The sequence below is a fragment of the Streptomyces sp. NPDC127119 genome (assembly GCF_042677425.1).
Lineage (GTDB): Bacteria > Actinomycetota > Actinomycetes > Streptomycetales > Streptomycetaceae > Streptomyces.
Map to the genome: position 1 here is coordinate 107,777 of NZ_JBHXTO010000008.1, position 24,597 is coordinate 132,373.

Here is a 24,597-nt window from a genome sequence, read left to right on the forward strand (position 1 = left end):
CGGTCCCGCGGGGACGGGGCCCTTCGACGCCGCGCACCGATCCGGCCGGGGGCCGGGGGGATGGCGTCGGCTTCCGCGCGTGCCGGTGGCTGGCCGGGCGTCCGCCTGGTGGGATGATCGGGCTATATGAGGTGGGGAGGGACCCCGGGTGTCCGGTGTGGAGCGCTCCCGTGACTGTGGGACGTGGGCGGTTTTGACGCTGTCCGGTGAGATGGACCTGGCAACGGTTCCGCTGCTGCGTGAGGCGGTCGACGAACTGGTCGTGGCGGGCCGGGCGCATCTGGTGTGGAACCTGCAGGCGGTGAGTTTCATGGACTCCAGCGGGCTGGGAGTGCTGGTCTACGCGATGCGCTCGACAGAAGCCGTGAAGGGCTGCGTGCGGCTGGCCGGCGCCGGCCAACAGATCCGGCAGCTGCTGGAACTCACCGGACTGGACACAGTGATCGAGCAGTACCCCGATGTGCCTTCAGCGACAGGCCCGGTGACCGCATGAAGACCCGGAGCGCCGTCGGAGGGCCTCCCTCTTCGCGCGGGGAAGAGGGTTCGGCACAATACGGCGGGTGGAGAGTTTCACTGAAACAGGCATCCCCGCCGCCCCGCTGGCGGGCGATGCGCTGATGTCTGCCCTGTTCGCTGCCGCCGGGGCCGGCATCTACGCCATCGACAGCCAGGGACTGGTGATCGCCTGCAATCCGTGGGCGGAACACCTGCTTGGCTACCAGCCCGGAGCCCTGATCGGCGTCAACGCACACGACGCGCTCAATCCCGCCGCCGGCAACACGGAGGGCCTGCGCGAACAGCGGTCGGTCCTCAAGGACGTCGCCCAGGGCAAGCGGATCAGCGGTGACCGTGCGGTACTGCTGCGCGCGGACGGCAGCGCGCTGCCGGTGTGGTGGTCGGCGCTTCCCCTGCCGCCCGAAGCCGGGCACGGCAACGGCGCGGTCGTCGTCTTCCACGACGCGTCCGCCCAGCGCGAGCGCGCCGAACGGCGGGCGGACCGCTACGCGCACAGCGAGACGATGCGCGAACAGGCCGAGTACGACCTCGCGGAAATCACCTGGCTCAGCGAACTGACCCTGGCCATGGTCAGCACCCTGGACGCGGAACAGGCACTGGAACGTCTGGTACGCCAGCTGGTTCCCCGCCTGGCGGACACTGCGCTGATCGACCTGGCCGACGGGCCCACCATGCGCCGCGTGGCCTGGGCCCACCACGCGCCTGGCGTACTGCCCGTCACCCCCGCGGACCTCAACGTTCCCGAACACCCCGAACACCGGGCCGCCCTGGTCCGCATCCGTCAGGGCGGCACCGCCCAGCACCTGCCGCAACCGGCCACAGGAGCAGGCGAGGATCTGCTGAACCTGGTGGAAGCCGCCGACGCCTTGATCGTCCCACTGCGGATGCGCGCACTCACTCTGGGAGCGCTCACCCTGATCCGCGCCGCCGCCAGCCCCCCGTTCAACGAAGCCGACCGCCTCGTGGCCGAGGAGATCGCCCGCCGCACCGCCCTGGGCCTGGACAACACCCGGCTGCACGCCGCCCAGGCCGACATCGCCGCCACACTCCAGCGCGCCCTGCTCACCGACCTGCCCCACGTACCCGGTCTGGAACTGGCCGCGCACTACCAGCCCGCCCAGCACGCCGCCGAAGTGGGCGGCGACTGGTACGACGCCTTCCCCCTCCCCGACGGCGACACCGCACTGGTCATCGGCGACGTCACAGGCCACGACATCAAAGCCGCCTCCCGCATGAGCGAACTGCGCAACATGCTCCGCGCCCTGGCCGTCGACCGCCCCGAAGAGAACCCCGGACAGATCCTCCAGCGCCTCGACACTGCCCAGGCCCACCTGCGCCTCGCCGACTCCGCCACCGTCGTCCTCGCCCGCCTGCACCCTCACCCCGACGGCACCTGGGAACTGTCCTGGTCGGTCGCCGGCCACCCGCCACCCCTGCTCCTCGCCGCAGGCAGCACCAGCACCTACCTCACCGGCCCCCACGCCATGCTCCTGGGACTGAGACCGACCATGCAACGCCCCACCGCCCGCATGACCCTGCCCCCCGCGGCCACCCTCGTCCTGTACACCGACGGCCTCGTCGAATCCCGCACCCAGAACCTCGACACCGGCATGACCCGCCTGCGCCAGCACCTCGACACCCACCACGACCTGCCCCTGCCACGCCTGTGCGCCCGGCTCGCGCAGGAACTGGGCGACACCCGCGACGACATCACCCTCATCGCCGTCCGCACCCCCACCTCCTGATCCCTGCCCGGGCCGTCTTGCCGCCGACGGCGATCAGCGTCCCGATAATCGGCTCAATGACAGACGTCAGCCGGTCACAGGCTGGGGGCCGGCGAGTTGTTGCGCGGTGAGGCGTTCGAGGAGCTTGCCCAGCGTCGCCACATCCTCCGGGTCCCACCCGGCGGACCGCGCACGCTGCCAGCGGTCGTCGGCGTCGTAGGCGGACGACGCGTACATCGCCCAGAAGGAATTCGCCGAGGGGCCCGCAGCGCTCGTCACGGGTCTGCGGACCGCGGTGGTGGTGTTCCCCGCGGCCCTCGGTGCCGGGATCACTCTCCTCTGCACCGCCCGCACGTACCGCCTCACCCGCCGCGCGCAGATCACCGACCGCTTCACCAAAGCCCTCGAACGCAGCGCATCAGACGCGAACAGGACCGGGGCGTGTACTGGTCTGCGGACTCATCCCGCGCCTTTCAGATCATGAAAGTCTTTGCCCTGCCCTACGAACTCCACCTTGGATGGCAGGACACCTGGCATCCCTGACAGCACCGACACCCGCGACGAGATCCGCTCGGCAGACGAGATCCGCACGGCATTGGACTGGGCTCTGGCCGCCGTCCGATCCGCGTGAAGTCGAAGGCCAAGGGGAAGGACTTTGCCGTCCGGCCGCTTTCTTGGCCCGCGCCTCGGTGCGGGTATGCGCGGGTGGCTTGTCAGCGGCTGGTTGGGCGTGTGCGCCGGCGCCATACTGTCCCGGTGGATGTTGTGCCGTCGTTTACTGTGCTGGGAAAGCAGTACGCGTGCCGTGGGGCGTGGGTGGTGTCGGTACGCGGTGATCTCGATCTTGCCTCGCTGGCGGATCAGCGCATGCGTCTGCAGGGCACGGCGGCCGCCGTGCCTGTCCTGGTTCTGGAACTGAGCGCGGTCACGTTCGCCGACTCCACCTTCTTGAACCTTCTGCTGCTGTTGCGCCAGGCCACGGACCTGCGGCTGGCGGACGTGCCGCACGCGATGGTGCGTCTTTTGGAACTGACCGGCGCTAACGAGGTGCTGCGCCTGTATCCGAGCGTCCAGGACGCGCTTCCCGAGACGAAGCCCGGCACCGGCCGCTGACCACGGGGCCCTCCCGTCCGGAAGGATCTGCTGGCGGTGCGCGACGACGCGGGCGCCTGCGCAGTGGTGAGGGGCGAACCGGTGGCCCTTCCCGGCCGGAAGGTGAAGGATGACGCCGGCCCGGCAGGCCCTGTGCCGACAATGGCGGTGGCGGATTATCTGATTCAGACCAGAAGCGGTCTCGGCACGGCAGGGGCCGGCTGCGCGTGCTCCCCCTGTTGCGCAGCCGGGCCTGCCTCCAACCGCATGCGCCGCAAGGGCGGGAGAACCTCGGGTGCCTGCGGGAGTACCGCCGTGTACTCCATCGGCGCGAGCACACGGCCTATTGAACGGTTTGCCGGTCCGGCGTTTTCCACACCTGCCGCGCGCGCACCTCAACCGTGCCCGCTTGGCCCACGCTCTCTACGAACGGCTGGACCGGCTCGGCGAGACCCGCACCGCTTACTGACAGCTGATGGTGCCACGGCTTCGTGAACAACGTGATCGAAGGAGAGGGAATGACGAACTCCGTCCCCGTCAGCTTTGAGCCCCTGAAATTCGGCGCGTGCGCCCTCCCTGTGAGCCACCCCGACTACGCGGCCTACGTGATCCGGGTAATGGTCCGCCCTGGGGCCAGTGGGCGATCTTCCATGCCGGTCCGCAGGGTGGTCACGGTGGCACGTACCTGAGTGCCGACGGCACCTCCTGGTCCCGCGAGGAACACCTCTTCGATCTCGAAGAGGCACGTGCCCTCGCCATGGACGCAGCCTTGATTGTCTCTGTGCACGGCCGCACCGTGGCCGACGTGATCGCCGCGGACACGTCGGCAGTGGTCCGCTGACCACGCAGGTTCTCAGAGGCTGATGCCGGGAGAGCCGTTCGAGCTGGGGGTTGCTGCGCCGGTTGAGGGACGACAGGACGCGGAAGACCTCCCGGCCCATGGGACGGATGCGGGCCATCTGCGGGGCGGTGTCGAACGCGGTCGACAGGTTCTCCAGCGCGCCCCCGCGGTCGCCAATGCCGAGTTGAGCGCGCGCGTAGTTGATCCGGGTCGGCGAGACCCGGATCGGCGGCAGGCCAGGCGAGCGCGTCGTCCAGGTTGTCGGTGAGGGACAGCGCGATGCGCGGTCGGCCCAGGTCGACCTGGGTGGCGAAGATGTGGGAGAACGTGTTCTGCGGCCCGAAGGCCAGCCCGTGCGCGGCCACATCGAGGGCGAAGGCGTCGGCCGCGCACGGGCGGACCGGATGTGACGCTCCGCCTCCCGCCAGGCGCCGGGGGTATGCACAGGGTCTGACGGTCACCGGCCGGGGCTGCCGGGCACCGCACAGCCCAGCAGTTGTGACGCGTGAGCTTTGCGCGTGAGTCAGTGTGCGCGTAGCCGTGCGACGGCGGCGGCCAGATGTTCCTGCAGGGGTACGGGCAGCGGCCCGCCGTGGGCGCTGGCGAGGACGGCTTCGGCGATGTCGTGCAGCTTGGTGTTGGAGTGCTGCGACACGTTTACCAGGAGCTCCCACGCGTCGTCCTCGGAGCAGGACCACCGGGCCATCAGCATGCCGCGGGCCATGTCGATGACCGGCCGCCTCTGCACCGCAGCGCGCAGCTGCACAACCTCCTCGGACAGTGCTTCTGTCGGCCCGGCAGGAGACCGGGCGGACGTGTGGGACGGGCAGGAGCGGGACGCCTGGTCGTGTGACGCCGGACGCTGTTGCTCAGTAGCGCCGCGCCGGGTTTCGGGACGGGAGAGCGGGCTCATACACCGAACGTACCCGTGGCAGAAGCACGTCTCACGGATTCACGGCAGGCCCCCTCGGCTGACGTTGAGATGAAACGTGACCGTTATCGCCGGTCACGGCTGTACCGATGTGAGCCGAGGTGGGTCTACCGGAAGTCCTGTCGCACCAAGGCTTTGCCGTTCGGCAAGGGGTACTCGCAGCGGCCCAGGGCCACGAATCCCGCATCCGACATTGCTGAGGCCAGGGTCTCGGGGTCGATGTCGGAGGACACCGAGGCGAGGCCGTCGAACGACGAGGAGTGCTCCGTCGAGCTGACGAAGCCTGCCACGTCGTTGCGCTGGATCACGCACGACAGCACGCCGATGGAACGGGCGTTCGCGGCAGCGAAAGCGACGAACTCCTCGGTACCCACGTATTCGACGATGAGGTTGGCGATGAGGAGGTCGACGGGCTCGATCCTCACCGAGCGGTCGATGCTCGTCTCGATCAGATGGAGTCGATCGCCGAGGACGTCCCGATACCGGGCCTCGCAGGCGTCGAGGTAGCCGGGGTTGATGTCGTACCCGTACACGGTGTCCGTGCTCTGCGGGTCGATGAGGTCGAGCCCGTTTCCTCCCGCGACTCCCAGCACCCCGACGGCGCGGGACGGGTACGCCGCGAGTTGCTCACTGGTGATGGCGCGGAGCTGCTGGAGCTGCCCGACCCGTGAGTCGCCCATGTGCCGCTCGTACACGTCCAGTTCGATGCCTCGCCAGGGATGTTCAGGCGTGCCCCCATCGGGGCCGGAGGCGGTCACCGTGCCGGACCGGACGGGTGCTGTGGTGGCTGCATCGTCCGGTTCACTCCTCAGTTGCTCCGCAGACGGCATGGAGCAGTCAAGCACAGAGGTGAACACGCAGGTCATAGAGTCCATGCCGTACTGGATTACGGACGCTCTCAGCGTCACGCGCGCTGAATCCTGCCCATGAGGAGTGACGACCTGAATGCCGCACACGACGACGCCTGACGGGGTTGATATCGCCTATCAGGTCCGAGGCGAGGGGGCACCGCTGGTTCTCCTGGCGGGCCAGGCGAACAACCATCACTGGTGGGACGGCGTGCGCGACGACTTCCACGCCGACCGCAGCACCATCACGCTCGACTACCGCGGAACGGGTGAGAGCGGCAAACCCGACAAGCCCTACAGCACGGAGGGTTTCGCTCTGGACGTGATCGCGGTGCTCGACGACCTCGGTGTCGACCGGGCCGACGTCTACGGCACGTCCATGGGCGGACGCGTGGCCCAGCAGCTCGCGGCCCGCCACCCGCACCGGGTGCACGGCCTGGTTCTCGGGTGCACGTCACCAGGCAGCCCGCACGGCGCCGAACGCGACAACGACGTACGCGCGTCACTGGCACAGACCCAACCGGGCGCGGCGCGACAGGCCCTGCTGGAACTGATGTACACCCCGGCCTGGCTGGCAGCCCACCCCGGCCCCTACCAGACGCTCGGCGACCCGGACATGCCCGCCCATGCCCGGCGCCGCCACCTGGTGGCCAGCAGCCAGCACGACGCGTGGCAGCTCCTGCCCGGTATCAGTGCGCCCACCTTGGTCATCCACGGAAGCGACGACCTGCTCAACCCTGTCGCGAACGCCTCCCTGCTCGCGAATCAGATCCCCGGCGCCCGGCTGCACATGATCCCCGGAGCACGGCACGCCTATTTCGAGGAGTACCGTGCTGTCGCAACCCGGCTCGTCCTGGACTTCCTGAGCACGATGCCGCACCGGTGACCTGGGGCGGGAGGAAGCGCAGGATTCCTGTCGTATCCCGTCCCCGTACATTCCTTTCATGATCATGCCGCTTGGGTGTGCGATAGCCGCTGATGGTGGGCGGGGCAGTTCTGATGGTGCGGGTGGCGGGGACGGCACGTAGGGTGGTGCCAGCTCAGCCTGCGTGCAGGGGTGGGTGGTGTGCCGGGAAGTCTGGTCGGCAACTCATCCGTCGCGCCCGAAAGGCTTATCGTGCAGCTCAGGCCCCCTCCTCGCCATCGCGCTCAGGCCGTTGTCCGGCTGCGGGGGAAACTGACGTCCCGCAGGGTCCCGCGCGTGCGTAAAAGGCTCCTGAGAGCGTTCGCCCGGGCTCCCGGCGTCGTGGAAGTAGACCTGGGCAAGGTCACCTACCTCGCACCGGAGACCAGCACACTGCTGTTGTCTGCCGCGGCCACTGCGCGCCGTTGCGGTGTCCGTCTCGTGATCACCCGCGCCTCGTCCCGCAGCCTGCGGGTGCTAGAGGAACTGGGTATGCAGCGTCTCCTCGACGCACCTCTTCGTCCCCGTCCGTAGCTCGTAGAGAGACAAGAACCCGGCGATGCCAATCCCCACCGGTCCCTCCGCTGTGCCCCCGTCCACTGCGCAGGAGCGTGCGGTCCAGGAGGTCCTCGCCTCCTTCGACGCCTATGCCCGTGTCCGCGCAGCCCGGGACGGTGTCCTGTCTTCTTCCCGCGTCGGGCCGCGGGAAGAAGAACGCGCCTTCGACGACCTGCAGCAGGCCATCGCCCGACTCCGCACCGCTTCCCACCCCCGATAGGACCCGAAGGGGACGTCATCTGGAACAGCAGCCATCCTTGCGTTCAGCTGGCCGCTGCAAGTTCTCATGAGGCCCCCAGCGGTACGAGCACAACGCACGCTCCCAACGCAAGCCCTCAACTGACGTCAAAACAATAGCTCTGGCCCACTTCGTGTAGTGGAGTGCAGGAGCCGCTCGACAGTAACCATCCGGAGTCGGCGGGCGAGTATGTCGCGGGCGACGTCGAGAAGCGGGCGGCTGTGGCTGAAGGCTTCCTGCCGCCCTCGTTCTTGAAGGTGGCGGCGAGGCTGGGTGGGAGGATCGCGCCATCGCCGGAGCGCAGCCGGGTGGCGCGTACGTTGTCGTCACCGATGACCGCCATGGTGAACGTCTTCACCTTCGGCTCGCCGCCCCAGTAGTCCGCGTTGGCCTTGAACGTGAGCTTCTCGCCCTTGTGCCAGGCGGCCAGGACGTATGGACCGGTGCCGATCGGTTCGGTGTTGAAGGAACCGGTGTTGGGATCCTGTCCGCCGGCCAGGTGCTCGGGGATGATGGGCAGCACGGTGTGCCCGGCGAAAGGCGCGTACGGGTACTTCAGCGTGAAGACGACCTTGCTGTCATCGTCGGCCCGGACGTCCTTGATGGCGTCCAGTTCGCTGCGGGCGGTGTTGTTGGTCTTCTCGTCCAGGATGGTCCGGTAGGTGAAGACCACGTCATCGGCCGTCAGCGGTTCGCCGTCGCTGAACTTCACCCCTTCGTGCAGGGCGTACGTGTAGGTGAGGCCGTCGTCGTCGACGCCGGGGAGCGCCTCGGCGAGGACGGGTCCGAGCTTCAGGTCGGTGTCCCGAGCAGACCGCCGAAGACCTTGCCGTAGCCGAGGAGCGGGCTGAGCGTGTCCGGCTCGGAAACCACCCCGATCACGACGGAGTCGGCGGACTCGTCGCCGCCGCTGCTCGGAGCGGAGCAGGCAGTGAGCCCGGTGACCATCGCCGCTATGACGGCGGCACCTCGTATCCGGCAGGGCGTCATCAGCCCCACGCCCTTGCTGCAAATCAACCGTTCTTGCGATGAGTTCGTGACACTAGGGCTAGCCGGGACAGTCGGGCATCAGTCCTCCTCCTGGATCGGGGTAACCGTGCTGCAGTTGAGGGGTGTTGATGTCTCGTGCGGCGGCGAGAAGAGTCGCTCCCGACTTGCTGCTTCACGAGGTGTCGTGAGAGGCGGGGGCGTCCGGTTCAGAGCGGAGCGGAAGGGGTGCGCCCGGGAAGTTCAGGGCGGTGCGTGGATCCTCGTGCCCACTTTTGAACACCCGAGAGACTCGCTGCATTACATATGTGACTGCATATAACATGCAATAGCAGGAGTGTCGGCTCCGGGTTCCTCCCCTGTCGCGCCCCTGCAATTCCCCATGCGGGTCCGCTGGTTGCCGTTGCGGTGGCGATCGGAAGGTCGCCCGCACTGGCGGCGGATCCGTACGGCATGCGGCCTTCCCGTTCGGGTGCCGCGGAATAAGGAACGAACGTGATGCCCAAGCGGATCTTCGACAGTCTCCTTGACGAGCGCGTGGTGGAGGCGGTGACCTGTCCGATGGTGCGGGCCCATGTAGCCGACCGGCTGCCCCAGATCGCCGTTGAGGCCGGTCGCGGGGTGGTGCACGCGTTTATTCCGCAGTCGCACCGGCCCGGGGGGGCGGCGGAGGTGGAACGTTCATGCCGTTGAAGTTATATAACTGAGTGAGTATATTGAGGGTGTGTCCCTGCCCTTCGATGTACTGGCCGACCCCACGCGGCGGCGGATGCTCGGGCTGCTCCTCGGGCGCCCCCGACTCGTGGGGGAGATCGCCCACGAGCTGGAGATGAGCCAGCCGCGGGTGTCCAAGCATCTGCGGGTGCTGCGTGACGCCGGGCTCGTCACAGTGCGGGCGGAAGCGCAGCGCCGCTGGTACGAGCTCCGCCCGGAGCCGCTGGCGGATCTCGACGCCTGGCTCGCGCCGTATCGTCGGCTGTGGACGGAACGCCTGGAAGTGCTGGAGCAACACCTGGAAACCATGCCCGACGTCCCCGAGGAACAGCCGTGTCAGGCGGCCGAGGAGCAGTGAAGCGATGAGCACGACCACCACCATCATTGACGGTCGGCCTGCCCTGCAGTTCGAACGTCACCTGAAGCACAGCCGGGAGAAGGTCTGGCTGGCCGTCACAGATTCCCGGCATCTGAGCCAGTGGTATCCGTTTCGGGTGACACAGCTGGAGCCGAGGGTTGGCGGTCGGATCGTCTTCGACGACGGCGAGGGCACGGTCTACACGGCCACCATCACCCACTTCGACCCGCCTCGGCTGTTCGCCTTCGACGAGCACGACCCGGACGGCAAGGAACGGGAGTTCGACGATCACCTCAGGATCGAGCTGCGCGACGAGGGGACCGGCTGCCTCCTGGTGTTCACGCACATCATGGCCGATCCCTCGACCGCCGACAGCGCCTCCGGAGGCTGGCAGAGGTGCCTGGACGAGCTCGAGGCGCAGCTCGAGACGGCTGGATGACCGCCCGAGCCGGTGGGCCAGCCACTGTCCGGCGGGTCACTGGCGAAGCCAGATGGCGACGGCTGCTGCGGTGGCCGGTGCCGACGTGCGCTCATGGGCTCCTCAAGGCCTGTTCGGTGGATTGATCGTCACATGGCTAATCTTGTGCCGTGGACCTCTACTTCGATCCGGTGCCTGTGCTCGACGATGCGCGCGGAGCGTTCTTGGGACAGTGGTCGGATCGGAAGTGGCTCAACGTGCCCGGACCGTTCTACGGGGCTGAAACCGACAACTGCGGCACGGGCCGTATCCACGCCCCGGAGCTTGTGCTCTACGAGGCCGACTACTTCACCGAATACGTGTATCGGCAGCCCCGGACGCTGGAGGAGCTTCAGCAGCTGGTTGATGCAGCGGAGGCTGAGGCATTCTCCGGCTACGGCTGTGACGGTGACACTCATTGGACGCCGGCAGCGGTCCGGGAGTGGTGGTGTGACCGAGGGCGGATCAGGGAGTACCTGGCGGGCAGGCGTGCCGACTGGGAGGCTGACGATGCGAAGGTCGGGCAGGGAGTGGCCGACGCGGCCTTGGATTATGCCGCCTACCTCGACGGTGAGCTGGCGTCGCACCTGCGTGTTTATCTCTTCTGGCTTGAGGAGCGACGCGCTCCCACTGTTGCGGACCGACTGCCGCAACTCTGATGACAGTGGTGTGGCTGCCGCGGAGGCGGAGCTGTTATGTCAGATCCTCGGCCTGGTCGACGTGCGCGTCACGCAACTCGGAACAGACCTTGCCGTGGTGAAGCAACAGGTCGATGACCAGCAGTGCGCCGTCGACCGGATCAGTCAGGACGCTAGCGCAGCCATGAGCAAGGGACTGTCCGAGAGCTGTGCCGACATCCGCAACGTACTCGTGCAAGCCAGGAAGTGGTCAGCGACCCGAACTTCCAGAAGCTGGCCGCCTTCACGCCGAGCGTTTCGGCCAGGGCCAGGGCCAGGCGCTTGCGGTCGAGGGCGTCGATGACTTCGGCGGGGGCTCCGGTACCGGCACGTCCCACCTGCTTATCGCATCGGGCACCGCGGCCGCCATGGCTGGACACCGCGTCCGCTACATCAGCGCCTCCGACCTGGTGAGCGAGCTCGTTGAGGCAACCGACGACAAGCGGAGCGGGCGCAGGAGCTGTTTCGGGCGAGCTACGCGGCAGCGTGACGGTGGCACGGCATCTTGGGCGTGAGTATCGGGCGTCGAGGTCTTCTCCCTTTGGCGAGGGGGCAGTTCGTGGCGGTGGAGCATCCATGATGCGTGGGATCGCCGGTTCGGCGAACCGACGATCCCACGCTACGTAGCTCTGCCAGTGGCTGCTGGCCGGCCCGGCGCCTGCTGCCTCTCACCTGAAAGGCTGCCCTGTGCCGGGCGCGGCCGGGGGCGCCGGTGGGCCGTTTGTGCGTGCGGGACGATTGGGTCAGCGTGCGGGGCCGGTTGCAGGGCCAACTGACGCTGGCGGGTGCGTCGGTGCGGTGCTGGCGGGGTTCTTTCGGTGTTCGGTGCGGGTGGTTCGTGTCTGGCGGGTGCCGGTGTTGTGGGCGAGGTCCTCGGTGAGAGCGGCCAGGAGCGGGGCGGGGGCGTAGCGGGAGGCGTGGATGGCCCAGGTGGGGTGGTCGATGTCGGGGCCGGCCCACAGAGTCCAGGCGGCGAGGTGGATGTGGGAGTCCTGGGCGGCGAAGACATCGAACTGCACGCCGGCGTCGCCGTGGTGGGTCTGCCAGCGGATGTGGCGTCCGTCGATGGTGTGCTTCCAGCCGGCGTCGGTGAGGGGCCGCGTAGCGGCGGAAACCGTCCGCTCGATGGCGGGACGGCCCAGCGCGGTGTCCCAGGCGTCGCCGTGGGCAAGGCTGATCAGCAGGGACTGGAGCAGGGGGTCGGGGGTGGCGGCGGTGAGGGTGAGGTGCCACATGCGGTCGGAGACGGGGGTCTCGTAGGCGGCGAACGTCCAGGCAGCCTCGCGGAGGTCGGGTTCGTGGATGAGTTCGGCCCGCAGAGTCTGTGACTCGTGGACGAGGTGGGTGGTGTGGTCGGACCAGGTGCGCCACTTCGCCCAGTCGCCGTGTTCGTTGACGAACGCCTCCAGGACGGCGTCGTGATCGGCGGGGTCGGCGGCATAGGCCGGCACCGTTTCGATGCGCGGGAGGGCCGGCCCGGCTTCCACGGGAGCAGTGGTGAGGGTGCTGCGGGCTTCGTCGGCCTGGCGCTCGACGTCGGTCTGCGCAGGAGGCCCGGAGCGCACCGTGCCACGGTGGACGCGGTCGAACGCGGCGAGGGCGTCGGCAGCTGCGTGGAAGGAAGACTCCACGGTGCGCAGGTGATTTTCGCCGTGCAGGACGACGCTTTTGCCGTCCCGGTAGCTGCCGACGGCCTTGGTGGTCGAGCCGTCGTGGGCGTGATCTCTGCGGTGATGCGCTCGGCGGTGAGCGCTTCGGCGGCGCGTTCTGCCCAGTACGGTTCCTCGCGGTCGATGCGGGCCATGACCAGCGTGTCGGCGGCAACGGACTCGAAGCCGCGCATGCTCAGGTGTGCTTGGGCGATGTGCCGGGCGGTGCCGGTGAGGGTGGCGACGACGGCGCTGGGGTGGTGGGGGTGGGTGTCGAGGCGGACATGCGCGTCGATGTGGGGTGTGGCGCTCACGTGGACGTGGTCTCCTGGGGCTTGGGCTGGGGGCGTGCGGGGCTGGGTCAGCGAGGTGTGTGGGTGGCGTGTGCGGCCGTGGTCGTCGGCGGGCCGGCACGGGGCGCGGGCGCGGGACGTGGTCGCTGCGGCGGGACTGTCCTGGTGGCGTGCTGCCAGCGGGTTTGGATGGCACCGAGGTCGGCGAGGGCTCGTCGGGCGCCGACGACGAGCTGGGACGGGGTGTTCGCCGGGTCGTCGGCGTAAGCCGTGATGCGGCGGGCGGCATTGGAGGCGGTGGCCAGCAGGGAGCGCCGCAGGATGCGCTCGCCCCAGTGCTCCAGGGAAGGGGTCGGCTGGGCCAGCAGACGCAGGATCTTGTCTGGCGCGCTGCCGTCGTCCAGCAGGCCGTACTGCTGGGCCTGCCACAAGACGGTGACGGGGTCGACGGGCTCGCCTCGGCGGTCGAGGGCGATAAGGCACTGCCACAGTCCGGCGTGCAGGGGCTGGGTGAAGTCCCCGGGCAGCAGCCATCGTGCCGGGCCGATGTCGGCTGGGCGGGCGGCTGCCGTCGCGAGCAGCGCCTGCTCCTCCTCCTGCACGGTTTCGTCGTGGGCGGGTGTGAGGCCGGGCGGGGGCGTTGGGGTGCGGGGCAGGAGGCCGGCGCGGGGTGGGAAGCGGGTTGCGATGTCGTCCACGACCGCGGTGAGGGTGTCGGCTTCGGCGAGCACGGTGTGGACGGGGTGGGGGAGGGAGATGTCGCGGATGCTGTGCAGGAGATACGCGGCGCTGGCGCGCAGACGGCGTCGGGCGTGTTCGGCCTCGACCATCCGTGCGTACGCCGGTGCGTGCTGCGGCCAGGGGCAGACCTGGATGAGGGAGTGCAGATAGGGCACGGTGAGCGCCCGGGCCTGGTCGCGGGCGGTGGCGAGGACGTGGTTGATCCACGTGGTGTCCGTGGCGTGGGTGTCTGGAACGGGGGCGGGCAGCGTGGTGATGGCGGCGAACACCGCGGTGTGCTCGGCGGTGGAGAACGAGTCGGCGGTGACGTTGGTGAGGGTGTCACGGCGGTGAGGTTCGAGGAGGAGGGCGCCGAGGAGGGCCTGTTCGGCGTGGAAGACCGCTCTCGGTGCGGGGACGGTGTCGGGAGCGAGATGGTCGTCCTGGCCGGGATCGCGAAGAGGGGGCATCAGGCCGCCAGGGTGAAGTCGTCGGGGTCCAGGGGGGTTTCGAGGTGCGGGGCCAGGAGATGAGCGGCGAGCAGCGGGGGGACGGCGTTGCCGATCTGGGAGAACTGCTGGCTCTTGTTCCCGGCCCAGGGGTAGTCGGAGGGAAAGGTCTGCAGGAGTCCCGCCTCGCGGGCGGTGATCCGGATCGGTTCCGGCACCGCCGGGGACTCCTCGGCGGGCAGGTCTTGGACGGGCTCGGCGATCCAGGTGCATTCGTTGGAGCGGTGACCGAAGAACAGCGTCCCGGCGGGCTCGTCCAGCGTCCGGACGGTGGCGTTGGCCTGGTTGTTGCTGCGCAGGGTCCACCTCCAGCGGGTGGCCGTGCTGGAGGCGGGTCCGGGCGCTGCGTTGGTGGGGGTGTTGCGTGGCAGCCACAGTCCGCGGTCGCGGGCGGTGATGAGGGTCTGGCGGGAGCCGGAGGGGAAGGGCTCGGGGCCGCCGCCGGGCCCGCCGCCGGCACACACGGTGGGCACCGGCCGGTCGGTGGCGCCCCAGCCGAGGGCCTGGGCCATGCTGACCCACCGGGCCCGTCCCGCGCCGAACAGCGACTCGGGCTCGGCGACCCGGGCGTGCGTGGGAGGTGGCGGCTGGGCGGTGCGGACACGGGAGGCGAGAAGGATCGCCCGGCGTCTGGTCTGGGGGACACCGTAGTCGGCGGCGTTGAGGATGCCGGCCCACACCGAGAAACCCCAGGCGCGCAGGACGGCCGCGTACTGCCGCCATAGCGGCAGGACGTCGGGTACCTCTTCCATGGCCACCCACTCCGGCTCGCCCGCCCGGTGCAAGGCGTGGAGATAGCGCATCGGCTCGGCGGCCAGCAGCGAGCGAGGGTCCCGGCAGGCAGCCAGCAGCGCGGCGCGGGTATCGCGTCCGGCGGCGAGGTCGGCGACCGCCTGGTGCACGAGCGGCTGGTCCACCCGTCCGAGACGCTTGCCGGCCATCGACCACGCCTGGCACGGCGGACTGGCGATCACCCCCCGCGTGCGACCCACCCACGGCCACACCGGATACAGCGCCACATCCGTCCGCAGCGTGAGCAGACCCGCCCGGGCCCGGGTGGTACAGGCCCACCGGTCCCACTCCAGGCCGACATCACGGACCCCCAGAACGGCCAGGGCGTGACTCCAGCCGCCCGGCCCGGCGAACAGATCCACCACCGTCACGACGTCAGCCCGAAATCGTCCTGCACCAGGTCGGCGTCCGCCTCCCCGCGGCACGCCCACGGCGAGCAGCCGTCCACCACCCCCAGCTCCGCCTCGTCCGCATCCGCGGCGTCCTCGGAGTCGGGCGGTTCGTGCTGGCGCGCGGCCCGTTCCGCGGCGGTGACATGGTCGATGGGAGCCTGGTCAAGGGGCACGCGGGAGCGGTGCAGAAACGCCTGCCCCAGCAACGGGTTGCCGCTCGCGTTCGCCCGGGCGTTTCCCGCCCGGATGGCGGCGTCGAATTCCACGACGTCCTGCCACTCTGCGGGACTGGTGTCCCGGATATTTCTCCACTGCGCATTACCGTGGAACGGACAGCCCAGGCAGCTCGACTTCGGCGTGCTGTTGAGACCGATGGAATCCAGGTACCGGGTGGCGTCCCTGCGCGACCAGTTGAGGTCGATGAGCGGGTGCCGGTTGCGCATGTAGCGGACGTCGGCGTCCTTGGCGCGATGGAACTCGTCGGTGGATATGCCGACCCACTGTTCGACGAAAATTCCGTTCGGGATCCGCTGCGGGTACGGGTATCCGAGGAGTTCCCGGACCTTCTTCTTGATCGGCTTGATCTTGTATTCCCCGGTGCTCTGGCGCCTGGTCATGCCCTGCTTCCCGTCCTGGTTGAGGATGTAGAGCGGCATGGAGGCGAACCGGTGATCCGGATCGAGTGCGTCGTTGCGGATATTGCCGGAGGACACCCGGAGGATGGGGATCCCGGCAGGTGTGGCGATCTCCTTTTCGAGCCGGTCGAGATGGATGTAGACGGCCTTGGATTCCCATCCGGTGTCGGCGAATATGGCGTAGTCGACTTTCGGGAGAATTCCTTCGGCGGAGAGGGCGAGCATGGCGCTGGACTGGATGCCGGCGCCGAGCGATATGCAGGCGATGAGTTACAGAGTTCGCTTTTGGGACACACGCGAGCGGCCGGACCGTCGCAAGGGGTTCGAGGTTCGATGGACGGTCAATGGGCGGGAGAAATCCGAGTCCTTTCTCACGAAGGGGCTTGCGGAGAGCCGACGTTCCAAACTCGTGACTGCCGCGCGCGATGGCGAGCCGTTCGACACAAGGACGGGCCTGCCGGCCTCCGAGCTTCGGGCCCTGAAACAGCGCACCACCTGGTATGTCCTGGCGCAGGAGTACATCGACCAGCGTTGGGACCGTACGCCGGGAAACACACGTCGAACGCTTGCCGACGCTCTCGCGACCATCACTCCAGCCTTCGTCGAGCCGGAGCACATGTCCCGGGCACCTCGTGAACTGCGGAGAGCGCTGTATTCATGGGCTTTCAACAAAAGAGCCTGGAGACAGGATCCGCCCGAGGAGTGGCAGGCGGCACTGGATTGGATGCAGCGTCATTCGCTGCCCGTGAGCGAGTTGACGGAGCCCGATGTGCTGCGCCAGGGACTCGACGCTCTGTGCCGCAAGGTCGATGGGGCAGCCGCTGCAGCGAAGACCGCGAAGCGCAAGAAGGCCGCCGTCAACGAGGTGTTCGGGGTCGCAGTGGAACGTGGCTACTTCACCCAGAACCCGCTGAGCGGCTTGCGGTGGTCTGCACCGGAAGTTGCCGACGAAGTCGATCCGGACTGCGTGCCCAATCCGGAACAAGTAGGCCGCCTGCTCGCTGCGGTCAGGGCGCTGCCCGGCCGAGGCCCACACCTGTACGCCTTTTTCGGGTGTATGTACTACGCCGCGATGCGCCCTGCTGAGGTCATTCACTTGCAGAAGTCTCAGTGCCGACTGCCGGCAAGCGGATGGGGGCTCCTCAACCTGAAGGGCGGGGTGGTCACGGCGGGGAAGGAGTGGACGAATGACGGTGCCGTTCACGAGGTCCACTCACTGAAGCGACGGGCGGCCAAGGCGACGAGGCCGGTGCCCATCCCGCCGGTGCTGGTGCGCATGCTGCGCGAGCACATAGAGAGTTTCGGTGTCGCACCCGATGGACGTCTGTTCCGCAATGCAGCGGGAAACTACGTCGATACTTCCGCGTACGGCATCACATGGGGACGTGCGCGTGAGGCTGCACTGACTCTCGATGAACACGCCCTTGAGCTTGCGAAACGCCCCTACGACCTGCGCCACGCGGGGATCTCATTCTGGCTTGCCTCCGGTGTCGACCCGGCGGAGTGTGCGCGCCGCGCCGGACAAAGCATCCAGGTTCTCTTCCGCTTCTACGCCAAGTTTTTGGCCGCGGCGCGGAACCATGCCAACAGCCTGATCGAGAAGTCGATGCGAAGGTGGGAGGGGCAGGACGGCAGTGCGGAGGACGCGTGAGCCGGGCCTTGGCCCGGAAATGCCCCGGAACAGCTGGTCAGAGATGGGATAGCGGTGGGGCATATCGGGAGTTACTCTGCACTTCGCCCCGTGGCTTAGATGCACGCCTGGAAGGGTGCCTGACAGGTGAAGTGCCTGGTCAGGCGCCCTTTTTCGGCGTCTAGAAGAAGCCCAGCTTCTTCGGCGAGTACGACACCAGGAGGTTTTTCGTCTGCTGGTAGTGCTCCAGCATCATCTTGTGGTTCTCGCGGCCGATACCCGACTGCTTGTAGCCGCCGAACGCCGCGTGCGCCGGGTACGCGTGGTAGCAGTTCGTCCACACCCGGCCCGCCTGGATCGAACGGCCCGCGCGGTACGCCGTGTTCATGTCCCGCGTCCACACGCCGGCACCGAGCCCGTACAGCGTGTCGTTGGCGATCTTGATGGCGTCGTCGAAGTCCGTGAACGACGTGACGGACACGACGGGACCGAAGATCTCCTCCTGGAAGATCCGCATCCTGTTGTCGCCCTGGAAGATCGTCGGCTGTACGTAGTACCCGCCCGCCAGCTCGCCGTCGTACTCGATACGGTGACCGCCCGTGAGTACCTTTGCGCCCTCCTGCTGGCCGATGTCCAGGTAGGAGAGGATCTTCTCCAGCTGGTCGTTGGAGGCCTGAGCGCCGATCATCGTCTCGGTGTCGAGCGGATGACCGGGCTTGATCAACTCGGTACGGGCGACCGCCGCGTCGATGAACTCGCTGTAGTGGCCCTGCTGAACGAGCGCCCGGGACGGACAGGTGCACACCTCGCCCTGGTTCAGCGCGAACATCGTGAAACCTTCGAGCGCCTTGTCCCGGAAGTCGTCGTCCTGCGCCCACACGTCGTCGAAGAAGATGTTCGGCGACTTGCCGCCCAGTTCGAGCGTGACCGGCTTGATGTTCTCCGAGGCGTACTGCATGATCAGCCGCCCCGTCGTGGTCTCGCCCGTGAACGCCACCTTCGCCACCCGCGCGCTGGACGCCAGCGGCTTGCCCGCCTCGACACCGAAGCCGTTGACGATGTTCACGACGCCCGGCGGCAGCAGGTCCGAGATCAGGCTCATCAAGTAGTGGATGGACGCCGGGGTCTGCTCGGCGGGCTTGATCACGACGGCGTTGCCCGCCGCGAGCGCCGGCGCCAGCTTCCACACCGCCATCAGGATCGGGAAGTTCCACGGAATGATCTGCGCGACGACGCCCAGCGGCTCATGGAAGTGGTACGCCACCGTGTCGTCGTCGATCTCGCCGAGGGACCCCTCCTGCGCACGGACCGCCCCCGCGAAGTAGCGGAAGTGGTCGATGGCGAGGGGGATGTCGGCGGCCAGGGTCTCCCGGACCGGTTTGCCGTTCTCCCAGCTCTCGGCGACCGCCAGCTTCTCCAGGTTCGCCTCCATCCGGTCGGCGACCTTGAGGAGGATGTCGGCCCGCGTGGTCACCGACGTGCGGCCCCAGGCGGGGGCGGCGGCGTGCGCCGCGTCCAGGGCGCGCTCCACGTCCTCGGCCGTGCCCCGCGCGATCTCCGTGAACGGCTGCCCGTTCACCGGGCTCGGGTTTTCGAAGTACTGCCCACGGGCGGGCTCCACGTACTCCCCGCCGATGAAGTGGTCGTACCGTGACTGGTAGGAGACGATCGCGCCTTCGGTGCCGGGCGCTGCGTAACGGGTCATGTGCTCTGCCTCCCGTGGAAGGGCCGCCCGCCGTTGGACAGCTCTCGCGGCGAGCGTAGGGACGGGGAGGTTGCAGTTACGTTGCGCGGCGGACCTGGTCGTGCCCGTCAGTGCCGTGCCCGCCACGGGTACGCCGACTGCTCTGCCTCCAGCTCTGCCAGCCGCGCCCGTATCGGAGCCGTCGGCCGGACGGCGGCCAGCGCCCTCCACACTTCGAGGTCGTCCTCGCCCCACGACGCCTCGGCCCAGCACGCCAGCAGGTCGGGGTCGCCACCGGAGACGAGGGCCGCGCGCAGCCCGTCCGCGAGCCGTCGGCGCAGCCGCACCACTGCCGGTGCCTGGGAACCGGGCAGCAACGGCCCGGCGTACGCCGCCACAGCCGCCGTGATCGCGCCGGCGGCGAGTCTGCGCTCCACGACGGAGACATCGGACTCGACCGGAACCGCGAGCCGGTAGGGCCGCGAACCGAGGACCCCGGTCCCGAGCAGCCGTCGTAGGCGGGCCAGTTCCGCGCGCAGCGTCACCGGTGTCACCGACTCGTCCTCGTACAGCGAGCACAGCAGCTCGTCGCCGGTCAGGCCGTCCGGATGCCGGGACAGCAGCAACAGGAGCTCGCTGTGCCGGCGGCTCAGGCGCAGTTTGCGGCCGCCCGACACGAGGAGGGCCTCGTCCCGGCCCAGAGCGGTCAGCTGCAAGGCGTCGGTGGCGGCCGGTATCGGGGTGAGCAGTGCCAGCTGGGACTCGGCGGCGCGCGCCACGGCCTGTACGAACCCCAGGCTGTGCGGATGCGCCAGCCCGTCCCCGCCGGTGATGTCGACGGCGCCGAGCAGCCGTCCCGTACGCGGATCGTGCACCGGGGCCGCCGCGCACGTCCACGGCTGGACGCGCCGGATGAAGTGCTCCGCCGCGAACACCTGCACCGGCCGGTCGAGCGCGACCGCCGTACCAGGGGCGTTCGTTCCCATGGCGGACTCCGCCCACCGCGCGCCCGGCACGAAGTTCATGCCGTCCGCCTTCTGCCGGGTGGCGGGGTGGCCCTCCACCCACAGGAGTCTTCCCTGCGCGTCGCAGACCGCGAGGAGGTGCTCGCCGTCGGAGGCGAACGTGCCCATGAGTTCACGGAACAGCGGCATCACAGGGGCCAGCGGGTGCTCAGCCCGGTACGACCCGAGGTCTCCGTCGGTGAGTTCCACGTACGCGGAGCCGTCCGGTCCTACCCCGGCCCGCGCCGAACGCCGCCACGAGTCGGCGACCACGGAACGCACCGGTCGCGAGACCGTACCCGCCTCGGTGAACGTCTCGTGGGCGCGGCGGAGTACGCGAACCCGCTCGACGGGGTCGGCGCCCGGATTCAGGGCCACCCATGGATCGGTCAACCCGGCCTCCCGCGAAGCGATGGGACTGGACGTGATGAGGAGATGAGGACTGGTCGTGATGGGGACTGGTCGTAAGGAGAAGCGGACGTGATGCAGACCGGACGTGATGCGGCTTGGGACATCGTCACTCGGGCGGCGGACGCGGACAAGCGTCCTGACCCAGTCCTCGGTCGGTCAGGCGAAGTTGACGAGTCTGATGTAGCGCGTCCAGTCCCAGTGCGGGCCCGGGTCGGTGTGGTCGCTGCCCGGCACTTCGTAGTGGGCCAGGATGTGCGAGCGGTCCTTCGGGATCGCGTACTTGGTGCAGATCGCCGCGGTGAGCTTCGCCGACTCCTCGTACAGGGCGTTGGTGAAGTACGCCGGCTTGTCCACCCAGCCCTCGTGCTCGATGCCGATGCTGCGGGTGTTGTAGTCCCAGTTCCCCGCGTGCCAGGCGATGTCGCGCTCGCGCACCATCTGGGCGATGTGGCCGTCGGTGGATCTGACGACGTAGTGCGCGGACACCTGCTTCTTCGGGTTCTGGAAGATGGCGAGCGTGTCCGCGTACGTCGCCTGTGTCACGTGGATGACGACGAAGTCGACGGGGTGGCTCGTCGGGCGGTCGGCCACCGTGTAGTTGGACGTGCTCGCAGGGGACCACTCGGACTGCGGGTAGTCGAGGCCCCGCGGCGCGGCGCCCGCCCGCACGGTGGGGAGCAGTGCGGTGGAGAGCGTGGCGAGGGCCGCGCTCTGGAGCAGGCGCCGCCGGCTGGGAAGGGTGGCTGGCAGGTACTTGGCTCGGTCCACAGGTTTCCTCTCGGAGGGACGACGTGCTCGGCGTGGGCGGGACACGCACGAGCCTCGGGACGGCGGTAGGAGCGGTAGAAACAGACGGCGGACGGGGTTCGGACGGCGGGCGCGGTTCGGACGCCGGAGGTGCTTCAGACGCCGGAGGTGCTTCGGACGGTGGATGCGGCTCGGACCGTGGGGCCAGGGCTCAACGAGTCAGGGCTGCGCCGGTTTCATGCACGAACTCGTGGTCGCGCTGCCCTCACGTGAAACACGGTACGGGTCTTGCCGGTTGGGGAGGAGAGGCCCGCCCAGGTCCGTGGACAGCACTGTGACTGTGGACAACTCGGCCACCCGAAAGGGTGATTACAGCCCCGCGACCGCCCAGACGTCCCTCGGGCCAGACGTCCCCCGGCCAGGCGCCCCCAGGGCCCAGGCGCCCCCCTTGGGAGGCCCGGACGTCCCCCGACTCAGGCGTCAGGCCTACGCCCCGCCGGCCCCCACCGCCGCCGGATCATCCAGCACGGCCCGTACGACGGAATGCGCGGCGCCCAGCAGCGGGCCCTCCGGGCCGAGCCGGGAGACCGACACCGCGCAGGCGGGGCCCGCCGTCCTGCGGGCCAGCTCCCGCTCCAGCGAGGGCAGCAACCAGGGCGCCAGCCCGGACAGCGCCCCGCCCAGCACGACGGCCTCCGGGTCCAGCAGATTGACCGCGCCCGTCAGCGCGATGCCCAGCGCGGTACCGGCGTCGCGCAACGCACGCCGGACGTTCTTGTCGCCTCCCGCGGCGTGCTCGGCCAGCAGCCCGACCCGGTCCTCGCCCGGTTCGAGGCCGGCCGCGCGCAGCACGGCCTCCTCACCGGCGTACTGCTCAAGACAGCCACGGCCGCCGCAGGCGCACGAGGGTCCCTCGGGCCGTACCGGCACATGTCCCAACTCGCCCGCGAAGCCACGCGTCCCGCGCAGCAGCCGCCCGTCCACGACCACGGCCCCGCCGATGCCGATCTCCGCGGAGACATGCAGAAAGTCGCGCGGCGCGTCCTCGTTGAGCCAGAGTTCTGCCAGTCCGCCGAAGTTCGCCTCGTTGTCGACGGTCAGCGGCAGTACGTCCGGCAGCAGGGGAGCGAGGTCCGTGTCGAGCCAGCCGAGGTTCGGGGCGCGCACCACGGTCCGGGCGTCGCGCGCCACCAGACCGGGCACGGCGACGGCGAGACCCGCAGGCCACAGCCCCTCCTGGTCCGCCTCGGCGACGATCTGGCGTACCAGGGCGGTCAGTTCACCGAGTACCGGCTCGGGCGCACGGCCGCGGTTGGTGCCGTGCCGGACGACCCGAGCGCGCACCTTGCCCCGCAGATCGACCGCGCACACGGCGAGATGGTCGACGCCGATCTCCGCGCCGATCCCCGCCGGACCGCGTCCGCTCAGGGCCAGCGCCGAACCGGGCCGCCCCACCCGCCCCGGCCGCTCGGGGCCCAGTTCGTCGAGGAGCCCGGAGCGGATCAACTCGTCCACGAGGGTCGACACGGCCGCCCGTGTCAGGCCGATGCGCGAGGCGACGGCGGCACGGGAGAGCGGCCCCTCGGCGTTCACGGTGTGCAGTACCCGTGCGAGGTTGCGGCGGCGCATGCCCTGTTGCGTATCGGGCAGTCGTCGGCCGGGGCTGCTGGGGTGGGCCTCGTGGAGCGGTGCGGTCATCTGCCTGAGTCGGTCCTCGTCCGGCCGGTCCCCTGAGGGCTGTCCTGTCCGTGCTGGCGCCCCGGGGAGCCGGCGGCAACCGGCCCCGCTCCCCGGAGGCGAACCCGTCAGCGCTGATCGGCCTCCCGCTCCAGCAACGGGGCCGCGTCGGAGATTACCCCGGCGATCCGCGCGAGCGCCGCCTCGTCCCGCTCCCCGGCTTCGAGGACCGGCCCGCGTGCCGTGTTCCAGCGCCGGGCCACCGCCGCCGGATCCTCGCCGGTCAGCACGCCCGCGGCCTGCGCGGCGGCGCCGAGCGCGACCAGTTCCTTGGCCTCGGGAACCTGGACGGCACGCCCCGAAAGCCGTCGTACGGTCTGCTGCCAGGCCTTGCCCCGGGCGCCCCCGCCGATGAGCAGGAGCGGCGCCGAACGGTCCGCGTCCTCGTCGAGCACCAGGTCGAGCGCGCCGAGCAGCGAGTGGACCGCCCCGTCGTACGCGGCCTGGAGCAACTGCCCCGCTGTCGTGTCGTGCCGCAGCCCGTGCAGCAGGCCCGAGGCGTGCGGCAGGGCCGGGGTGCGCTCGCCGTCCAGGTAGGGGAGCAGCGTCACGCTCGTACCGGGCTCCACGGCCTCACGGTTTATGCCCAGGAGGGCGGCGACGCGGTCCACGGCGAGGGTGCAGTTGAGGGTGCAGGCCAGCGGCAGCCAGTCGCCCCGCGCGTCGGCGAAACCCGCCACGGTTCCGGTGGGGTCGGCGGGCCGCCGCGTCGACACCGCGTACACCGTGCCGGATGTGCCGAGGCTGAGCACCGCGGTGCCCGGGCGCAGGCCCAGGCCCAGCGCGGCGGCTGCGTTGTCACCGGTGCCGGGGGCGACCAGCGTGCCCTTCGAGAAGGGCAGATCGGCGGAGTCGCGGACGGTTCCGACGACTTCGCCGGGCCGGACCACCCGGGGCAGCAGGGCGGGGTCGAGCCCCACGTGGCCGAGGACCTCCTCGTCGTACGCCTCCGTCCCGGACGCCCACCAGCCCGTACCGGAGGCGTCGCCGCGGTCGGTCGTGCCCAGTCCGGTGAGGAGTCCGGTGAGGTAGTCGTGGGGCAGCCGTACCGCCGCGGTGGCGCGGACGGACTCGGGCTCGTGCTCGGCGAGCCACGCCCACTTGGTGACGGTGATGGACGGCCCCGGCACACTGCCGGTGCGCTCCGCCCACGCCTTGGGCCCGCCCAGTTCCTCCACGAGGCGGCGGGCCTGCGGCGCCGACCGTACGTCGTTCCACAGGAGCGCGGGACGCACCGGGGCGCCCTGCGCGTCGAGAGTGACGAGCCCGTGCTGCTGACCGGCGACGGAGACCGCCGCGGCCTCGCGTGCCGCGTCCCCGCACTGGTGCAGCGCCTCGCGCAGCGCGTCCCACCACTGGAGCGGGTCGCTCTCGCGCCCCGCCCCGGAGGACACGGTGTGCGGCGCCTGACCGCTCGCCACCACTTCGCCGGTGGCCACGTCCACGACCAGGGCCTTGGTGGATTGGGTGGACGTGTCCACGCCGACGACGAGCGGACCCTCGGCTGCTGACATCGAGCTCTCCCTCTTCCGCGGCTCCGCGGGGTCTG

The 24,597-nt window shown here is 69.5% G+C and carries 23 protein-coding genes and 2 pseudogenes; 12 read left to right on the top strand and 13 right to left on the bottom strand.

Annotated elements, in window-relative coordinates:
- Positions 1 to 157 precede the first annotated feature (157 nt).
- Positions 158 to 493 (top strand): STAS domain-containing protein, encoded by a 336-nt coding sequence (locus ACFVH5_RS06575; protein ID WP_385832519.1) that lies wholly within the window; start codon positions 158 to 160, stop codon positions 491 to 493.
- Positions 494 to 560: 67 nt separating this feature from the next.
- Positions 561 to 2,261, top strand: coding sequence for a SpoIIE family protein phosphatase (locus tag ACFVH5_RS06580; protein WP_385832482.1), 1,701 nt, complete (start codon positions 561 to 563; stop codon positions 2,259 to 2,261).
- 66 nt (positions 2,262 to 2,327) lie between these two features.
- Here the strand turns inward: ACFVH5_RS06580 and ACFVH5_RS06585 are convergent, their stop codons facing one another.
- Positions 2,328 to 2,573 carry a hypothetical protein gene (locus ACFVH5_RS06585; protein WP_385832483.1) on the bottom strand — a complete coding sequence of 82 codons (246 nt, stop codon included), beginning with the start codon at positions 2,571 to 2,573 and terminating at the stop codon, positions 2,328 to 2,330.
- A 423-nt stretch (positions 2,574 to 2,996) separates the two neighbouring features.
- Here ACFVH5_RS06585 and ACFVH5_RS06590 point away from each other — a divergent pair, with 423 nt between their 5' ends.
- Entirely contained in the window at positions 2,997 to 3,353 is a 357-nt protein-coding gene (locus tag ACFVH5_RS06590) for an STAS domain-containing protein (RefSeq protein WP_385832484.1), read from the top strand.
- Between the two features lie 1,020 nt (positions 3,354 to 4,373).
- Positions 4,374 to 4,583, top strand: a complete 210-nt coding sequence (locus tag ACFVH5_RS06595) for a hypothetical protein (RefSeq protein ID WP_385832485.1) — start codon at positions 4,374 to 4,376, stop codon at positions 4,581 to 4,583.
- A gap of 113 nt (positions 4,584 to 4,696) precedes the next feature.
- Here ACFVH5_RS06595 and ACFVH5_RS06600 read toward each other — a convergent pair whose 3' ends face one another.
- Both ACFVH5_RS06600 and ACFVH5_RS06605 read right to left on the bottom strand, forming a co-directional pair.
- Positions 4,697 to 4,939, bottom strand: coding sequence for an ANTAR domain-containing protein (locus tag ACFVH5_RS06600; RefSeq protein WP_385832486.1), 243 nt, complete (start codon positions 4,937 to 4,939; stop codon positions 4,697 to 4,699).
- 272 nt (positions 4,940 to 5,211) lie between these two features.
- On the bottom strand, positions 5,212 to 5,784 hold the full coding sequence (locus ACFVH5_RS06605) for a hypothetical protein (protein ID WP_385832487.1): 573 nt from the start codon (positions 5,782 to 5,784) through the stop codon (positions 5,212 to 5,214).
- A gap of 265 nt (positions 5,785 to 6,049) precedes the next feature.
- On the opposite strand from ACFVH5_RS06605, the gene ACFVH5_RS06610 reads away from it, so the two are divergent.
- Together ACFVH5_RS06610 and ACFVH5_RS06615 are read left to right on the top strand one after the other, a co-directional pair.
- Entirely contained in the window at positions 6,050 to 6,838 is a 789-nt protein-coding gene (locus ACFVH5_RS06610) for an alpha/beta fold hydrolase (protein WP_385832488.1), read from the top strand.
- A gap of 231 nt (positions 6,839 to 7,069) precedes the next feature.
- Positions 7,070 to 7,390, top strand: coding sequence for an STAS domain-containing protein (locus ACFVH5_RS06615; RefSeq protein ID WP_385832520.1), 321 nt, complete (start codon positions 7,070 to 7,072; stop codon positions 7,388 to 7,390).
- A gap of 494 nt (positions 7,391 to 7,884) precedes the next feature.
- On the opposite strand, the pseudogene ACFVH5_RS06620 reads toward ACFVH5_RS06615, so the two are convergent.
- Positions 7,885 to 8,642 (bottom strand): annotated as a pseudogene (locus tag ACFVH5_RS06620) (ABC transporter substrate-binding protein); the annotation flags it as partial.
- Positions 8,643 to 9,137: 495 nt separating this feature from the next.
- Here ACFVH5_RS06620 and ACFVH5_RS06625 point away from each other — a divergent pair.
- From ACFVH5_RS06625 to ACFVH5_RS06645, 5 genes and pseudogenes are all read left to right on the top strand, one after another.
- Positions 9,138 to 9,332, top strand: a complete 195-nt coding sequence (locus tag ACFVH5_RS06625) for a hypothetical protein (RefSeq protein ID WP_385832489.1) — start codon at positions 9,138 to 9,140, stop codon at positions 9,330 to 9,332.
- Between the two features lie 31 nt (positions 9,333 to 9,363).
- Positions 9,364 to 9,711 (top strand): ArsR/SmtB family transcription factor, encoded by a 348-nt coding sequence (locus tag ACFVH5_RS06630; RefSeq protein WP_385832490.1) that lies wholly within the window; start codon positions 9,364 to 9,366, stop codon positions 9,709 to 9,711.
- 4 nt (positions 9,712 to 9,715) lie between these two features.
- The gene (locus ACFVH5_RS06635; protein WP_385832491.1) at positions 9,716 to 10,150 is read left to right on the top strand and encodes an SRPBCC domain-containing protein; all 435 of its coding nucleotides are present in this window, start codon (positions 9,716 to 9,718) and stop codon (positions 10,148 to 10,150) included.
- Between the two features lie 149 nt (positions 10,151 to 10,299).
- The gene (locus ACFVH5_RS06640) at positions 10,300 to 10,827 is read left to right on the top strand and encodes a ferredoxin (RefSeq protein ID WP_385832492.1); all 528 of its coding nucleotides are present in this window, start codon (positions 10,300 to 10,302) and stop codon (positions 10,825 to 10,827) included.
- Between the two features lie 329 nt (positions 10,828 to 11,156).
- Positions 11,157 to 11,291, top strand: a pseudogene (locus ACFVH5_RS06645) (ATP-binding protein); the annotation flags it as partial.
- Positions 11,292 to 11,588: 297 nt separating this feature from the next.
- On the opposite strand, the gene ACFVH5_RS06650 reads toward ACFVH5_RS06645, so the two are convergent.
- From ACFVH5_RS06650 to ACFVH5_RS06665, 4 genes are all read right to left on the bottom strand, one after another.
- The gene (locus tag ACFVH5_RS06650) at positions 11,589 to 12,476 is read right to left on the bottom strand and encodes a DUF317 domain-containing protein (RefSeq protein WP_385832493.1); all 888 of its coding nucleotides are present in this window, start codon (positions 12,474 to 12,476) and stop codon (positions 11,589 to 11,591) included.
- Positions 12,477 to 12,855: 379 nt separating this feature from the next.
- Positions 12,856 to 13,977 (bottom strand): DnaB-like helicase N-terminal domain-containing protein, encoded by a 1,122-nt coding sequence (locus tag ACFVH5_RS06655; RefSeq protein ID WP_385832494.1) that lies wholly within the window; start codon positions 13,975 to 13,977, stop codon positions 12,856 to 12,858.
- A complete protein-coding gene (locus ACFVH5_RS06660) occupies positions 13,977 to 15,179 on the bottom strand; it encodes a DNA cytosine methyltransferase (protein WP_385832495.1) in 1,203 nt (400 codons plus the stop codon). The genes ACFVH5_RS06655 and ACFVH5_RS06660 overlap by 1 nt, the downstream gene beginning before the upstream one ends.
- Positions 15,176 to 16,060, bottom strand: a complete 885-nt coding sequence (locus ACFVH5_RS06665; RefSeq protein ID WP_385832496.1) for a hypothetical protein — start codon at positions 16,058 to 16,060, stop codon at positions 15,176 to 15,178. The genes ACFVH5_RS06660 and ACFVH5_RS06665 overlap by 4 nt, the downstream gene beginning before the upstream one ends.
- On the opposite strand from ACFVH5_RS06665, the gene ACFVH5_RS06670 reads away from it, so the two are divergent.
- Positions 16,059 to 17,486 carry a tyrosine-type recombinase/integrase gene (locus ACFVH5_RS06670; RefSeq protein ID WP_385832497.1) on the top strand — a complete coding sequence of 476 codons (1,428 nt, stop codon included), beginning with the start codon at positions 16,059 to 16,061 and terminating at the stop codon, positions 17,484 to 17,486. The genes ACFVH5_RS06665 and ACFVH5_RS06670 overlap by 2 nt on opposite strands.
- A 160-nt stretch (positions 17,487 to 17,646) precedes the next feature.
- On the opposite strand, the gene ACFVH5_RS06675 is transcribed toward ACFVH5_RS06670, so the two are convergent.
- The 5 genes from ACFVH5_RS06675 to xylB form a co-directional block, all read right to left on the bottom strand.
- A complete protein-coding gene (locus tag ACFVH5_RS06675) occupies positions 17,647 to 19,170 on the bottom strand; it encodes an aldehyde dehydrogenase family protein (protein WP_385832498.1) in 1,524 nt (507 codons plus the stop codon).
- A 107-nt stretch (positions 19,171 to 19,277) separates the two neighbouring features.
- On the bottom strand, positions 19,278 to 20,546 hold the full coding sequence (locus tag ACFVH5_RS06680) for a GAF domain-containing protein (RefSeq protein ID WP_384811237.1): 1,269 nt from the start codon (positions 20,544 to 20,546) through the stop codon (positions 19,278 to 19,280).
- Positions 20,547 to 20,720: 174 nt separating this feature from the next.
- Complete coding sequence (locus ACFVH5_RS06685) at positions 20,721 to 21,332, bottom strand: N-acetylmuramoyl-L-alanine amidase (RefSeq protein ID WP_385832499.1); 612 nt, start codon at positions 21,330 to 21,332, stop codon at positions 20,721 to 20,723.
- Between the two features lie 465 nt (positions 21,333 to 21,797).
- On the bottom strand, positions 21,798 to 23,009 hold the full coding sequence (locus ACFVH5_RS06690; protein ID WP_385832500.1) for an ROK family protein: 1,212 nt from the start codon (positions 23,007 to 23,009) through the stop codon (positions 21,798 to 21,800).
- A gap of 107 nt (positions 23,010 to 23,116) precedes the next feature.
- Complete coding sequence (gene xylB / locus ACFVH5_RS06695; protein WP_385832501.1) at positions 23,117 to 24,562, bottom strand: xylulokinase; 1,446 nt, start codon at positions 24,560 to 24,562, stop codon at positions 23,117 to 23,119.
- Positions 24,563 to 24,597: the final 35 nt, after the last annotated feature.